The following is a 14,772-nucleotide window of genomic DNA, read 5'->3' as shown; positions in this document are numbered from 1 at the left end:
GCAAAGTGGCCCTGGCCGTTGCAGCGCTGTCGCCGCATCGTCCTTCGACTTGTGTGGGATTATCCGGTGCTGACCGCCTCCAGTGCTTTCTTCAGCTCTTCCAATCCGTGCGGCTTGGGGAGCAAGGCGGTTCGGGTGCTGTCTGGCATTTCTGGCCCGTGGCTCGCGCCCGTTGCGAAGACAATGCCGATGTCGGGCCATCTGGTCCTGACGTAGCGGCAGAACTCCTCGCCAGACATTCCCGGCAGGCCGAGGTCGGTGATCAGAATATCTGTACCGCCCTCCGCGATCAAAGGTAGCGCTTCCTCTGCAGAACCTGCTTCCAGGACGTCGCAGCCAAGGTCGGCGAGCATGTCGGCAGTCGCCATTCGGATCAGCATATCGTCTTCAACGAGCAGGACGCGCCTTTGCCTTTTTTCCCGCGTTGCCGGCTCCGGGACTTTTCTTTTCGGATTGGGTCTGCCGCTAACAGATGTTGTCCCTCTTTCCATCTCAAGAACCTGGCGGATCTTTCGTGCGAGCGCCTCGCGCGTGTAGGGTTTCGAAAGCAGCTGTACGCCTGGGTCAAGCCTGCCGCCGTGAACGATGGAATTCTCCGTATAGCCGGAGGTGAACAACACGGCGATACCCGGGAGCCGTTCCTTTGCTTTCCTGGTCATCTCGCTGCTCTTGAGCGGCCCGGGCATGACGACATCGGTAAACAGCATATCAATATGGATGCCGCTTTCGATGATGTTCAGCGCAGCAGTCGCGTCTGGCGCCTTCAAGACCCGGTAGCCCAGCTCTTGCAGCATCTCGACCACTGTTGCCCGCACGCCCTCGTCGTCTTCGGCGACAAGGACCGTTTCCAGGCCGCCTTCGACGGGAATGTCGTTCGTTGAGACCTCAAGATCTTCCTGCTCCATGGAACGAGGAAGATACATCTTCACCGTCGTGCCCTGACCAAGTTCGCTGTAGATCTTCACGTGCCCCCCGCTCTGCTTGACGAAACCGTAGACCATGGAAAGGCCAAGGCCGGTGCCTTTGCCTTCCGGCTTCGTCGAGAAGAATGGTTCGAACACCTTCTCGATCAGTTCGGGCGCCATGCCCATTCCGGTGTCAGTGACGGCGACGACGACATATTGTCCGGGCTCGACCTCCTGGTGCTGCCGCGCGTAGGTATCGTCGATATAGGCATTGCCCGCTTCGATGGTCAGCTTTCCGAAACCGTCCATCGCGTCGCGCGCGTTGATGGCGAGATTAAGAAGGGCGTTCTCGATTTGCATCGGGTCGACCAGCGTATTCCAGAGGCCCCCCGTAACGATGGTCTCGACCTCAATCCCCTCACCGATGGTTCGGCGCAGCATCTCGTCCATCCCGCGGATCAGCCGGCCAGCATTGACGACCCGCGGATCGAGCGCCTGCCGGCGGCCGAAGGCGAGCAGTTGCGATGCGAGCTTAGATCCGCGATCGACGCCCGCGAGCGCGTTGGTGATCTTGCGCTGCGCCCGTTCGTTTCCGACGACGTCCTTGCCAAGCAACTGCAGATTGCCTGCAATCACCTGCAGCAGATTGTTGAAGTCATGGGCGACACCGCCGGTCAGATTTCCGATCGCCTCCATCTTCTGCGCTTGCTGAAGCGCCAATTCGGTCCGGCGCAGGTTGGCGGCAGCCTCCCGCTCTTCGGTTACATCGCGGCCAACCGCATGAATGAACGCCTCATCCGGCACGGCCGTCCAGGAAATGAGCCGGTAGCCTCCATCCCGCTTCTGATAACGGTTCTCGAAGGAGAACGTCGTCGCACCGCTGCCGAGCCTAGCGACTTGCGAAAGCGTGGCTGCCCGGTCGTCTGGATGAACAAGATCCATGAACGAACGCCCGACCAGTTCGTCCTCGTCCCAACCGAAGATACTCTTCCACGCCGGATTGACGGCGGTGATGTTTGCCTGGAAATCGGCAACGAGCATGATATCCGTCGACAGCCGCCACATGCGGTCGCGATCGGCGGTCCGCTCCGCCACCCGTTGCTCCAAGGTCTGGTTCAAGGCTTCGAGCTTGGCGCGCGTCTCGCGCTGTTCCTCGATGTCCGTATTGGTTCCGATCCAGCGTACGACTTTACCCTCGTCGTCCTTGGTCGGAACAGCCCGGGCGATGTGCCAGCGGTACCGCCCGTCTGCCCGCCGCAGCCGGAACTCCGTTTCATAGGGCCGATCGGCATCAAGAGCGGCCTGCCAACGCTCAGCTACGCCGGCACGGTCGTCCGGATGGACGATGTCGGTCCAACGGTTGTTATCGAGATCACCTTCATGAACCCCGGAATATTCGTAGACACGCCCGTTGAACCAGTCGAGTTCTCCGTCAGGTTTGGCGGTCCAGACGTGATTGGGGATCGCCTGTGCCAGCGCCTTGAACCGCGCTTCGCTTTCCCGCAGCTCCCGCTCGGCCCGGCGCCGGTCGGTCACATCCTGAACGACTCCGACAAACCGGATCGGATTGCCGTCGCTGTCGGTCTCGAACTCGCCACGCCGGGCAATAAAGCGCTTGCGCCCATTGTCGGCGCGACGGATGCGGTACTCGACGTTCAACGGCGATGTTCCCGTGGAACGGGTGCGCGCGTTAGACCCTATCTCGCGGTCCTCCTCAACCACGAGTTCTTCCACCCGTTCGATGGAGATCTCATCGTCCTCCGGAAGCCCGTAGATCTTGCAGAATTCAGGCGTCGGATTGAGCAGATTGGTGGTGAGGTCAAGCGAGAAGACCCCGACACGGCCCGCTTCCTGCGCGCGCCGAAGCCGAGCTTCAGCTTCCTTGAGCGCTTGTGCCGCGAGGTGCTCCTCGGTCCTGTCTCGCAGCACCTTGACCAGCCCGACCGGCTTTCCCTCGGGGTCTCGAAGAGGACTGATCTCGCCGTTCGCCCAGAAGCGTGCGCCAGACTTGCGCATGTGCCATCGTTCGTGATGGGCGGTCCCAAGCTCAAGCGCAGCGTCCATTGCTTCGCGGGCCCGGTCGGATGCACGATCCTCCGGCGTGAACAGCATGTCCCAATGAATGCCGACAACCTCGTCTTCGGTCCAGCCGAAGATCCGTCGCGCACCCTCGTTCCAGCGCAGGATGCGGCCGTTCAAATCAAGCGCCAGGATCGCGTAGTCGACCGCCCCGTCGAGGACCTGCCGGGTCTCGCGTTCGCTTGCCTTCAGTGCCTCCTCCGCAGCGACGCGGTCCGACACATCCGAGCCCTGCGCGAAGATGCCGACGACCTCTCTATCGGTGCTCAAGATCGGCTGATAGACTAGGTCGACATATTTCCGCTCTACGGGTGCGTCGGCAGACAGCTGAAAGTCGACCGCAAGCGCCTTGCCCTCATAGGCGATGCCTGTCCGATAGACCTCGTCGAGCCGCTCGAAATAGCCTTGCCCGCGAAGATCAGGCAGTGCATCGCGCACGGACATCCCCACCACATCGCGATGTCCGATCAGTTGCCTGTATGCTGCATTCGTCAGTTCGAAGACGTGGTCCGGGCCATGCATCAAGGCAACGAAGCCGGGAGCCTGCGCGAACATGTGACGCAGGCGCTCCTGCTCCCCGTTGCGCCACCGCTGCGCCTCCACCTTGGCGGTTGTCTCGACCACGATTGCCATCACGCCGCATGGCTTGCCATCCTCCCCGATGATCGGCGAGTAGTCGAGGTTCATGAACACCTGTTCGGGATTGCCCGATCGATGAAGGGTCAGTTCCTGATCCTGGTAGGCCAACGTCTTGCCAGAAAGGCCGACTTTCATCACGTTATCGTTGAAGTCGGCGACTTCAGGCCACCCCTCCCGCACCTTGGAACCGAGAAGTTGCGGATGACGGGCGCCGGCGAAGACCGAGTAAGCGTCGTTGTATATCATGATCCCGTCGTCACCCCAGAGCGTCACGATTGGCACGGGCGACTGCAGGATCGTCGTCGTCGTCATCTTGACGATCTGCGGCCATTTTGCCGGAGGACCGAGCGATGTCCTCGTCCAGTCGAAGTTCCGGATCTGGGTGGCTAGCTCGCCGTCGTGAGCGAGAAAGTCGAATGGTTGGGATGTCATGGGATCCGGTTCACTGATGGTCCGGCCTATGTAGGGCACCGGTCCGATTACGGAAAGCTCCGGCAGATGAGTTTCCTTTAAGAGTTCAGAGCGTTGTTGCGGTCATGTAATCCAACCATCAGCATCATGGGTCGGCGGCGAAAGCAGGAAGCCGACCGCTTCATAGAAGGCTCGTGCGTCATCGGAAATCACATGTACGACTACGCCGCGAATTCCAAGGATGTCAGCGGCATTGAGCAGGCGTAAGCCCGCGTCGCGCATGAGCGCCCTACCGATACTGCACCCTGGCGTTAAGTCATTGAAAAATGATTCGTTTTAACTCGGAACAATTCGCTGCCGAATCACTTGAATCGTTTGAGTGCGTCCGGAGTGTCGATGTCATGGCGGGTTCAAGAGCCAATTGGAAGCGCTACAGGTTCGGAGAGGTTTCCTGTCCGATGGCGCTCTATACCGCCGCATCGTCCTCCGAATGGATCGCGGTCAATACGCTGAACCGCAAGACCGGCAACAGGGTCAATCGCGAGTTCATCGACAGCGAGACGGGCGATCCCGTCGAGCGCGAGGATCAGGTCAAAGGGTATGAGGTCGAGAACGGCCAATATGTCGTGACATCGGGGCGATTGACAAGGCATTCTGAATCGCGGTCGAGATCGACGGCGCCGTATTCGTTGGCGACCTCGCGGCCCCGATCACCATCCGTGTCGCACAGACCTGAAGACGCGCTCCGTCTTCTGTCACGATCTTCGCGTGATGCCCGCCCATCAAGGCAATCACTGAAACCTCGCCAGAATGTGAACTACTATTAACTTGAAACACAACAGGCAAAACGCTTTATCCGAGCAATGAATTCGAAGCACTTCATCTGGACAATGAGCATCGCGGCTTTGACGGCATGCTCACATATCGAGCCGCTTGAGACGCCCCTCGCCCAGTCAGCAATCTCGCACCAGGCGCTTTTGACCGATCAAGCGGTGATCGCAGACACAGTCGGTCGCGGTGCTGTCGGTGCAACTGCGCTCGCTTGGGCCAACCCATCCACAGGCAGCGCGGGCGTTATCGAACAAATAGATGCTGGTAACGATGGACCGGACGGATGTCGCGGTTTTGTAACCAGTCGGCAATCACTCGACGGCATGACGCGCGTCGACGGCGTAGCCTGCCCGTCTGGGGATAGTTGGAAACTGGGCGGGCAATAGGGTATCCTACTCCTACCCTAGCGCCTTGGATTATATCCGCTAGAATCGCAGCGGTGGTATCTTCGCTTGATTGCGAGGTGACCTTGCTCGGTGAGGGAGACTAAATGTCTTCATCGCCCCCGAAGTGAAGGATCGCGTCATGTTGAATTCCAAAACATTATTCGTGGCTTCGTCTCTGACGGCATTGGCGATTGCAGCCTCCGCCTCCGGGCAAATGCCTCCGCAGCAGCCGGACTCAAGGGCCTTTAAAATTGGTTCCCTCGATTTGGTTTCCTTGCACGACGCCCAGTTCGTACTGCCGAACGACGGCAAGATCTTCGGTGTCGGCCACTCCACAGCGGAAATTGGTGAACTACTAAAGGCAGCGGGTGCGCCCACCGATACCGTCACGCTGAGCGTGGATGCGTTGTTGGTGAAAGAGCCAAAGCACGTGATCCTGATCGATACTGGGGTCGGCGGAGCGCTCCAGCAGTCCCTCGCTCAGACAGGCACCAAGCCGGAAGAAATTACCGACATTCTGATAACCCATTCGCATCCAGACCACATCGGCGGTCTTGTTAAGGACGGGAAGCTGGCCTTCCCCAAGGCAACGATCCGCATGTCCTCGGCGGAATGGGCATTCGCCAAGAAGAACGCCCAGCTTGCGGACATCGTCAAGGTGATCGACGATAACGTGAAGACCTTCGAGCCGGGCGCGAAGGTTGTGCCACAAATAACTTCGGTCAGCTTAATGGGCCACACACCGGGCCATGTCGGCTATGAAATCGTATCCGGCAAGGGGAAGCTACTGGACATCGGAGACACGGTTCACAGCTCGATCATCTCGCTTGTAGAACCGGAATGGCCAGTTGGGTTCGACAATGACGAAAAAGGCGGCGAGAAGAACCGCATCGACACCTTGAAGAAACTAGCGAAGGACAACGAACTCGTATTCACGCCGCACTTTCCCTTCCCGGGCGTGGGTCGCATCGCAGCCGACGGCGATCACTTCTCGTGGGAGCCGAGCCTCCCGGCAGCGAAGTAACTCGGAATTGGGGGCTTGAATTGGATCGCGATCGCCAGCAACCAAGCCTCATCCCGGAACGCGTTAAGTGGCGAGCGTTGACTTCAGACCTGAATGCGACTGGCCATCTCGGACACGTTCGACGGCTGAGGAAAGGATGGGTCACCTCTCTTCCGTCAACGCGTTCGGATCGACGGCGCGGATCAGGCAGTCTTCGTGGGAATTCTGGAACGGATTTCCTTGGGAGTGAATGTAACGTCCCGGAGGCAGCGAACCGGCGGCTTCAAGTGTCTTCTCGCTCGAGCCCCCGCTGCGTCCCCATTTCGAGCCTTGGACGCTTCGTACGCATGCTCGACCGCGCCTTCCGGATGATCATTTTTTCGGGCTTTGGGATTCGTATGTAACGGGTTTCTACTTCGGTCATCGCGAACCCCGCGTTACCCTGTCTACCCGAATGAACGAACCGCCTGGATAGTCGGGTGCTGGGGCACAACGAAGATGTTCCCCCTTCCCTTTCTTTTCGCGGCGTATAGGGCCTCATCTGCCCTCCGAAGCGCGCTAGCGCAGCTTTCGGCATTGTTTTCGGCCACATCCGCCAATCCGAACGACGCTCCGATTGTCACTTGCCCGCATGCAAGACTGTACGGGGCCGACAAGCTGGATGACAGGGTGCGGCACAAACGAACAGCCTGATTTTCTGAAACGGACGGCATCAGGATCGCGAACTCGTCCCCACCCAAACGGAAAACCAAATCGCCTTCGCGGGAGCCCGTTTCGAGACGCCTGGATACCTCTCTCAGCAACTCGTCGCCGGCCGCATGACCGTGTCGATCATTGACGAGTTTGAAGCCATCCAAATCGAGACACACCACCGATAATCGACCGGACCCGGACAGCCGCGCAAACTCCGTGTCGATGAGCGAACGGTTGGCAAGACCGGTCAGGAAGTCGTGGGTGGCGGCATGGCGCATTTGCCGTTCCGCATCAAGCAGCGAGGCCACGGTTCGACGTGACGACCAGACAGCGGCTGCACCACCTATAACGAGCACGACCGCGACGGTGGCGACAAGCGGTAGTGATTGTAGGAGAAGGTCGCGTGCAGGGGTTGGCGAGCGCCATGACAGGACTTCGGTCCGGCCGTCTTCCCCCACCGCGATCTCTACGCGCGAGCGGTCAGGCGCAACCGAGCCGAGTGGGCCCACTGCGGCGGCGTCCAGAAGAAACCGGTCTCCGAGAAACGCTTGCAGGCTACCAGCGATGGGAACGGCAGAGACAAGGACGGGCGCTCGGCTTCCGCGCGGCGTCGACGTCTTGAAATCCGGTTGGAAGAGGCTCGCAGTAAGGAGAACAGCGTCGGACCCCAGCACCTCGATCTTGCTGAAAGCAATGGGATCTGGAATACCAGCCTTTTTCGGCGCCTTTTCCTCCGCTCGCACCTTATCCACGAGGGCGCGCGCGCCAGTGACCACGGATTTGGATCCACGGGCGAAAAACGGCCTTTCAGCAACCTCGTCGGCGATTTTCGAGTAGATGATACGATCCTCTGGATCGAGAATGGCAGCAAATCGCGTCCGGGATGTTCCGATCAGGGAGGCGCCAATGTTGCGGTCCGCCCACTCTGCATCGAAGCTGTTGTCGATCCTCGCGATCGACTCGTCCCAGATCGTCCAGGCTGTCAGGGCAAACTCAACGTCGGAAACCCAAATCGAGATGTTTCGTTTGACGAGCGTTTCCTCGCGATTTCTAATCTTCGCGTCGAGTTGGGCCACTCCGAAATACGGTATGGCCGCAAGCCCTGCGATCAGCAGAGCAATCGCGATTATCGCGGGACCGACCAGCTTGAAATGTGTGAAGCGTGTAGCCACGGCCATCTTTCTCTCTATGCGTGGCGCACACCGTTGCGTCTTCGCGTTACTTCCGCGTTATCGACAATACGCAATCTGCCTGAGCGGTTAACACGCCATGTATATTGCCCAAGGTTGAGACAACGAGGGTTTAGTACCACGCGACGGATCAGCGTAATTGCCTCTCTAGCTTGATCCTCCTAAGCGAAAAGTGTGGTCCAAACTGCGGACAGCGACCGTCGGGTCTTCTTGAAGCTTCACGTTTCGACATGATCCGTCACTTTAAATGACTTTCCATCGAGAACGGTTGTGTTCAATTACCCATTATCGACTATTGGAGCGGTTACTCGACATGGAAAAACCGATTGCACTGGAGAGCATCTCCGAAAACACGGTGTTTCGAAAGGGCGACGTCTTCGTTCTCTTCGGCGAATTGTTCGGTCGCGGTTACGCGACCGGCCTTCTCGATCAAGCGCGGAAAACCGGAATGCAAATCGTTGGGATTACGGTCGGGCGGCGCGACGAAAAGAATGCCCTTCGGCCCCTGACCGACGATGAACTCGGCGAAGCGGAAGCAAGGCTCGGCGGAACAATCATAAACGTTCCGCTGATGGCTGGCTTCGATCTCGATGCGCCTGCGAATGGTCCCACGCCTACCGACCTCCTGGCTGGGCTCACTTTGGAAAGCTGGGAGAGTGAAAAGCTCGACTGGGAATACATCGCAAAATGCCAGGACGTAGCTACCACACGGTTCACAAAGTCACTGTCGCAGGTCATGGCCACCCTCGACGGCATGATAGCTGACGGGCGCAACGTCTTCTTTGCCCATACGATGGCCGGAGGCATTCCCAAGGCAAAAGTCTTCCTGGTCGTCGCCAATAGAATCTACAAGGGAACGGGTCCCCGGCATATGTCGTCGCAAGCCTTGGTCGAAAGCGATATGGGCAAACTGATCCTTCGCAATTTCGACGAGGTGTCGGCAAACACCTTCCGCCATCTTATCGATTTCAGCGCGGCGATCCGGGAACGCATTGAATCCTCGGGCGGCCAGGTCAGGTACACGGCATATGGTTATCACGGCACGGGTATCCTCATCGACGGAGAATACCGGTGGCAGACATACACAAACTACACTCAGGGCTACGCCAAGATGCGCCTCGAAGGCATTGCGGAGGATGCATGGGCGATGGGCGTGAAGGCGAGCGTCTACAACTGTCCCGAGATTCGGACCAATTCATCCGACGTGTTCACGGGCATTGAACTGCCTCTGATTCCCATACTGCTTGCACTGAAGAAGGAACACGGCGGCGAATGGGCAGCTGAACAATGGCAGAAGTGCCAAGAGCTTTTGTCGGATGGTTTCACTTTAGATGACGTAGTTCGCAAGATCAGCGAGTTGCAGGCGAGCGAAGTCATGACTCCGTTCTATAATTTCTCCGCGTGGCCGATGCCTAATAACCAGGCACAGGCCGACCTGACGATCGGGACGTCGAACGAGATCACCTCAATGCACCGTGACAGCAAGGTCATGATCAGCGATCTCCTGAGCGCGTTGGTCGTGGAAGCGACCGGACAATTGATTTTCGGTGCATCGTCTTCACCTTCCGGCCCAGTGCGGTGGCTTAACCACGACATCGTGGCCCGCCGCCTCAACGCTTCTCACGGAGAATACGAGACGGCATCGAAAGTGAAAACACGGCAGTTGCACGATGACGCTGCATCAAGGCGGGAAATTGCCTAACTGTTAAATGACCATTTGAAGTCGGGTGGCTGCCCGAGCCAAATTGCCGGCACGGTTATTCACAATGGCTTCCTTTGCCTTTATCCATAGGCGCTTTGAGCCCTTGCTGTTGAGACGACGGTGCCATCGATATCGGTCACCTCAACGACGGCTTGGTAGCGAAACGCTCCGGTCTGAAGGCGCGAGCATGGAATGCTCCAGACCCGTCGCGACCTCGTAGGCGAGCAACTCGCCAACGATGAGGCCGAGGGTTGTACCGCTGTGGCTGAAGGCGACTTAGTAGATAGGGATAGCCGTGATGGCACCAACGACCGGTTCGCCGTCGCCGGGGATCGGCTTGCCGCCAACGCCTATTGATGCGACTTCGAGCTTGGGATTGCCCTCCATTACCTGGAAGCTTCTGCACGAAGCGCAGCAACGACGCTCTTCAACTTCATACCCGCCGTCCGCGTGCGCCGTAACGCCGTCGTCGGCCGCCCAGTCGGCATCCAACGAGAAAGTGCCGCCCGGCGCAGGGCGCGGCCTTGTCTGCACGAGAAGAGCGATCGGCGTCCCATCGCCGATGGCGTGCCCGTTCTCCGCGGCCATCTTCGGCACGGCCGACCCCGTTGCCAAACGACCCCAGTGGGACTTGCCGTCAGCCGCGGCCACACCCAGGATCGTCTTGGTTTCGTCAAAATCAGCCAGGCTTCCGGTGTCACCGTGGAAGTCACTGGAAGACGCAACCGGTGTCAGCACGTGCTTGCACTGATGGCGTGATTGCCAAAAGCAATTTTAAAGGCAATCTTTCAGCAAGCTCGATAAGTATACCGTCGGGATCGCGCACGAACGCCACTTTGTGCAGCACCTCGCGGTTGACGGCAAGGCGCGGACGTTCCTTCAACTCGACGCCGGCCTTTTCGAGCTTTGCGAAGGTCTCGTCTATATTCTCGAAGAGAAAAGTCAGATGTCTGAGGCCGGACGTCCCTTCCGGGACATCAACGGCCCTGGCGGCGCCGTCGGCCGGTGCGAATATTTCCAGCATGCCGCCGCCGGCGTCGAGAAAGGCAAGGTCTGATCCGTCGGGCGCTGTCTTGCGCAGGTGCAGGCGCAGGCCAGGCAGCGTGCAAAAAACTCGACAGCACGGTCCATATTGCTGACTGTCATGCCGACATGCTCGAAGGATTTCAGCATTCTCAAGAACCTTTCTTTTCGTCGAGCTGCATGATGTCGGGCGAAAACCGACCGCGCTCGTAAGCTTCCATCAATTCGTTGCTCACATTGCGGATATGGCGCGCCATCGCCTTATAGGCCGTCCGGATTGCGCAGGCGGAGCGCGGTCAGGACAGCGTGGTGATCACCGATCCAGAGGGGGCGGACGCGTGGCGCATGGATATGCTCGTGCAGTTTCTTCCACATGACGGATTCGTCACGCTGCGCCCACAAGGCTTCGACGATCGAGACGATGACGGCGTTGCCCGTCATCCGCGCGATGGTCATGTGGAAATCGCGGTCCCCCTTTTCCGCATCACATTCGTCTCGTGCTCCATCTGGGAGAAGCATTCCTCCAGCACCAGGATGTCGTAGCTTGTCGCCCGCTCCGCAGCCATCGCCGCCGCGCTCGATTCGACGGCAAGACGCGCTTCCAGAAGCTCGAACGGGCCGGGGCCGATATCGGCGGCGATCCGGTCGAAATTGAGCTGGCTGGCCCGCGCAGGCAATATCACGATTCCCGCCCTGCCCTTGACCTCGACGATGCCACGCATTTCCAGTGCGATCACCGCTTCGCGCACAACGGGACGACTGACCTGCAGCTCCTCGGCCAGTTCACGCTCCGAGGGAATGCGCCACTCGGAATTTCCGGCATTCGCCTCGATCATACGGTCGATACGTCGGGCAACGATCTGATAGAGCCGTTGTTCTCCCTGAAATCGAAATCCTTGCCCCAGCGACTCCATTGATTATCTCCTTGTCTGCGCCACCCGCTCGAGCGACACGAACGACATGAGCCTCATTCTGCGAACGAGCATGAAGTGGCGCGAACGTTTCAGTGTGCGACGCCTGGTTCCTTGTGTGCCTTCACGATGGCGTCCGCTTCCTTGCCGTATAGCTCCTCGAAGTGATCGAAGGTCTTGGAAAAGTAACCAATGCCCTGCGTCGCCGAGCGCAGCGCCCGCGCCAGATCGTCAAGCGCGCCGCCCGGAATAAGTGCTCGGAAGATGTCCCATCCCTTGGCAGTTTCATCCCGGTCGAAGCCGAGAACCTGCCCCTTGAGGGCGGAGACGATCTGGACGAGGCTGCCGGAATAGATTGACGGAATGTGAATTTCGCTGCGGAAGACCGGTTGCATTAAAACGGCCGACCCTTCGGAAAGCGCCTGTCGCACTCCCATTTTCGACGCAGTCCTGAAGGCGTGTTCCGAACTGTCGACGGCATGGTGCTGACCATCGAACAGCGTTACGCCGACATCGATGACCTGGAAGCCGAGCGGCCCTTTCTCCATCGCTTCGCGCGCGCCAACTTCAACGGCAGGGATTTAGTTGCGCGGAACGACGCCACCCTTGACGGTTTCGCTGAAGGTGAAGCCCCGGCCGCGCTCGTTGGGGCGGATGCTCAGCTTCACATCCGCGAATTGCCCGGCACCACCGGTCTGTTTGCGATGCCGGTAGTGAACCTCGGACGGCTTCGCGATTGTCTCGCGGTAGATCGGGCTGGGCGTTCGATCGGTTACGTCGATGTGGAAGACGTCGGACAGAGTTCGGCAGAGATCGCGCAGATGTACCGGGCCCTGAGCGCGGACGAGCTGGGCGCCAGTGCCTTCCTCATGCAAAACGACAAGACCGCGATCCGTCTCGGAAAGTTTTGCCAGCGTTTCGGAGAGCTTGTTTTCATCGCGTTCGCTGCCCGGGACCAGGATCCTTTCAAGCATCGGCGTAGGTGGCTCGGTCCATTCGGGTGGGGCGACCGTCGCGTCTGATGTCAACAGCGACGGAACGGGCAAGTGGTCGGACTTGACCGCCGCGAAGACATCCCCCGGCGCAGGCCCGATCGCCGAGTTCGGCCGTCCATTTGCGGGATCCTGCACGGCGCCGAGGCTGGAGCCGCCCAGTAATGCGCCTTGCCGCAGTCCCTCACCAAACGCACGCACCAGCACCGTCTTGCCGATATTCTGACGATGATAGGCATGGAAGCTCACGGCGGTCAGCTTGTTTTCATCGACATTGCCCGCACGAGCCAGGCGCTGTCGAAGAACCCCTGCCGGCGGCGCCTCGTGGCGCAGCGCCTTCATCAGCCTCATCATGCCGTTGCCGTGACTTGCGGCACCGATCAGGACTGGAATAATCCTGTTTTCGCTGAGAACCCGCGATGAAATGGCATAGAGCGCGTCGCTGGGTGGCTCGCGATCTTCGACCAGTTCCTCGAGAAGCCAGTCATCGAATTCGGACAGGTGTTCCAGGAGCTCGCTGCGCGCTTCGTGTTCGCGCTCGGCGGCGCTTTCGGGGATTGCGATCAGCGCCGAAGTCTGGCCTTCCCGGTAGCGCCACGCCCGTTCCGAAATCAGATCGCAACTGCCTATGATCCTGTCTCCCTCGCGGATCGGGATCTGGCGAAGCAAAAGCGTGTGGTTGGCGTAGTCTTGAAGCGCGGCGATCACGTCCCTCAGCCGCCCTCTCGGTTCGTCCATCCGGTTGACGAAGAGGATGCACGGCGTCCCCGAGGCCTCGACTATCCGCAGATAGGGCGCGGCGAGCACAGCCTCCTCTGGTGCCGATGAAACGCACAGGATGCAGGCGTCACTGGCAAGAAGCGCGTGCTGTGCATGCGCCAACGCTTCGTTGGGTCCTGGCGCATCCAGCGCACACCACGCCTCGTTTCCAAAGGTGAATTCCGTGAGGTTCAATCCATAAGGTGACTTGGATTTTCTCGGCCCCCCCTCCAGGGAGCCGAGCTTTTCCACGACTGTTGATTTTCCGGTCTGCGAGGGTCCAAGCACGGTAAAGCAGCGCATCGGCATTCCTCCAACTGCCATAAACACAATTTTCAGCCATCATAGGATGCCCTGAACCGCTGCAAGGCGCCAGAGGTGTTCAGTTTCACAACGCTTTGACCTGGAGACGCAGCAGCTGTTCTCGAATTGCCAGCGGGGCTGACCGCAGGGGCTGCAGGCGCATCCAAAACGATCCATCCAGAGACTCTGAAACTATTCCATTTCAGGATGTTCGCTCCGTTTCCCTTCTGCGAGCGAAACGGATATCGGACTCGCAATACCGACGAATTGTGCTTTCATGCGGCCTTTGAACAAACCTGTCATGACCACGAGCAACTGACGGTATCAGGACTTGGCCGAACTGCTTTAGAATGTCGCGGCCCGCCCTGCTCAGGCGCACCGAGAGGGTCTATCAGTCGCACGGCAGACTGAAGACATCTTGAGCGCACTTCATCGCGTCGTACTGCTTCTTAACCGCCCGGAGGATCTGACTGCGCTACTCAAGTCTGCAACGACGGAACTTTATTACCGGCTTCTCCAGGGTGAGCATGGTGCGACATTAAGAGACTACGCCACGAAGGATACGAAGATCGCCCAGATCGGGAAGGTCACCGCGTGGATAAAGGAGCAGTACAATAAACCCATGGCAATTGACATGCTTGCCGACCTCGCGCGCATGAGTGCGACATCACTTCATCGCCATTTCAAGGCGACGACGCTGATGACGCCGCTGCAATATCGGATGCATGTCAGGCTTCAGGAGGCGCGTAAACGCTTGCTGATGGGCGGCTCGAGTGCCCGAACCGTCGGCTTCGAGGTCGGCTATGACAGCCAGACGCAGTTCACACGCGAGTACAGGCGTTTGTTCGGCCGCCCAGCCATACAGGACACCGCCTATCTAAAGGGCATCGGCTCATCCAAACCGGCCCAGCACGTCGGCGGGACGGTTGCTTGACCGATATAGCA

General features: G+C 59.1%; 9 protein-coding genes and 5 pseudogenes. 6 read left to right on the top strand and 8 right to left on the bottom strand.

Features of this window, described 5'->3' with window-relative positions:
• Positions 1 to 59 precede the first annotated feature (59 nt).
• Entirely contained in the window at positions 60 to 4,055 is a 3,996-nt protein-coding gene (locus AC1DUP_RS22175; protein ID WP_477834436.1) for a hybrid sensor histidine kinase/response regulator, read from the bottom strand.
• A gap of 102 nt (positions 4,056 to 4,157) precedes the next feature.
• Positions 4,158 to 4,316, bottom strand: a complete 159-nt coding sequence (locus AC1DUP_RS22170; RefSeq protein ID WP_477834434.1) for a hypothetical protein — start codon at positions 4,314 to 4,316, stop codon at positions 4,158 to 4,160.
• A 119-nt stretch (positions 4,317 to 4,435) separates the two neighbouring features.
• Here AC1DUP_RS22170 and AC1DUP_RS22165 point away from each other — a divergent pair.
• The 3 genes and pseudogenes from AC1DUP_RS22165 to AC1DUP_RS22155 all read left to right on the top strand — a co-directional run.
• Positions 4,436 to 4,663 (top strand): annotated as a pseudogene (locus AC1DUP_RS22165) (Ku protein); the annotation flags it as partial.
• A gap of 234 nt (positions 4,664 to 4,897) precedes the next feature.
• Entirely contained in the window at positions 4,898 to 5,251 is a 354-nt protein-coding gene (locus AC1DUP_RS22160) for an RT0821/Lpp0805 family surface protein (protein ID WP_113311823.1), read from the top strand.
• Positions 5,252 to 5,390: 139 nt separating this feature from the next.
• Positions 5,391 to 6,275: an MBL fold metallo-hydrolase gene (locus tag AC1DUP_RS22155; protein ID WP_477834432.1), complete on the top strand. Its 885-nt coding sequence runs from the start codon at positions 5,391 to 5,393 to the stop codon at positions 6,273 to 6,275.
• 425 nt (positions 6,276 to 6,700) lie between these two features.
• Here the strand turns inward: AC1DUP_RS22155 and AC1DUP_RS22150 are convergent, their stop codons facing one another.
• Positions 6,701 to 8,125, bottom strand: coding sequence for a sensor domain-containing diguanylate cyclase (locus AC1DUP_RS22150; protein WP_477834430.1), 1,425 nt, complete (start codon positions 8,123 to 8,125; stop codon positions 6,701 to 6,703).
• A gap of 325 nt (positions 8,126 to 8,450) precedes the next feature.
• On the opposite strand from AC1DUP_RS22150, the gene AC1DUP_RS22145 reads away from it, so the two are divergent.
• Entirely contained in the window at positions 8,451 to 9,839 is a 1,389-nt protein-coding gene (locus AC1DUP_RS22145) for an enoyl ACP reductase FabMG family protein (protein WP_477834428.1), read from the top strand.
• 136 nt (positions 9,840 to 9,975) lie between these two features.
• Here the strand turns inward: AC1DUP_RS22145 and AC1DUP_RS22140 are convergent.
• From AC1DUP_RS22140 to AC1DUP_RS22120, 5 genes and pseudogenes are all read right to left on the bottom strand, one after another.
• Positions 9,976 to 10,538, bottom strand: a pseudogene (locus tag AC1DUP_RS22140) (D-amino-acid oxidase); the annotation flags it as partial.
• A gap of 10 nt (positions 10,539 to 10,548) precedes the next feature.
• Positions 10,549 to 11,012 (bottom strand): annotated as a pseudogene (locus AC1DUP_RS22135) (VOC family protein).
• Positions 11,013 to 11,123: 111 nt separating this feature from the next.
• Positions 11,124 to 11,318 (bottom strand): FCD domain-containing protein, encoded by a 195-nt coding sequence (locus AC1DUP_RS22130; RefSeq protein ID WP_477834426.1) that lies wholly within the window; start codon positions 11,316 to 11,318, stop codon positions 11,124 to 11,126.
• Positions 11,315 to 11,776, bottom strand: a complete 462-nt coding sequence (locus AC1DUP_RS22125; protein ID WP_477834424.1) for a GntR family transcriptional regulator — start codon at positions 11,774 to 11,776, stop codon at positions 11,315 to 11,317. Before AC1DUP_RS22125 ends, AC1DUP_RS22130 begins: the two co-directional genes overlap by 4 nt.
• A gap of 89 nt (positions 11,777 to 11,865) precedes the next feature.
• Positions 11,866 to 13,827: pseudogene (locus tag AC1DUP_RS22120) on the bottom strand (elongation factor G).
• A 379-nt stretch (positions 13,828 to 14,206) separates the two neighbouring features.
• Here AC1DUP_RS22120 and AC1DUP_RS22115 point away from each other — a divergent pair.
• A pseudogene (locus AC1DUP_RS22115) lies at positions 14,207 to 14,350 on the top strand (AraC family transcriptional regulator N-terminal domain-containing protein); the annotation flags it as partial.
• Between the two features lie 45 nt (positions 14,351 to 14,395).
• Positions 14,396 to 14,761 carry a helix-turn-helix transcriptional regulator gene (locus AC1DUP_RS22110; protein ID WP_477834504.1) on the top strand — a complete coding sequence of 122 codons (366 nt, stop codon included), beginning with the start codon at positions 14,396 to 14,398 and terminating at the stop codon, positions 14,759 to 14,761.
• Positions 14,762 to 14,772 lie beyond the last annotated feature (11 nt).

This window comes from Rhizobium sp. 01L419, assembly GCF_056400025.1.
This window is presented reverse-complemented; position numbering and strand designations above follow the sequence as displayed.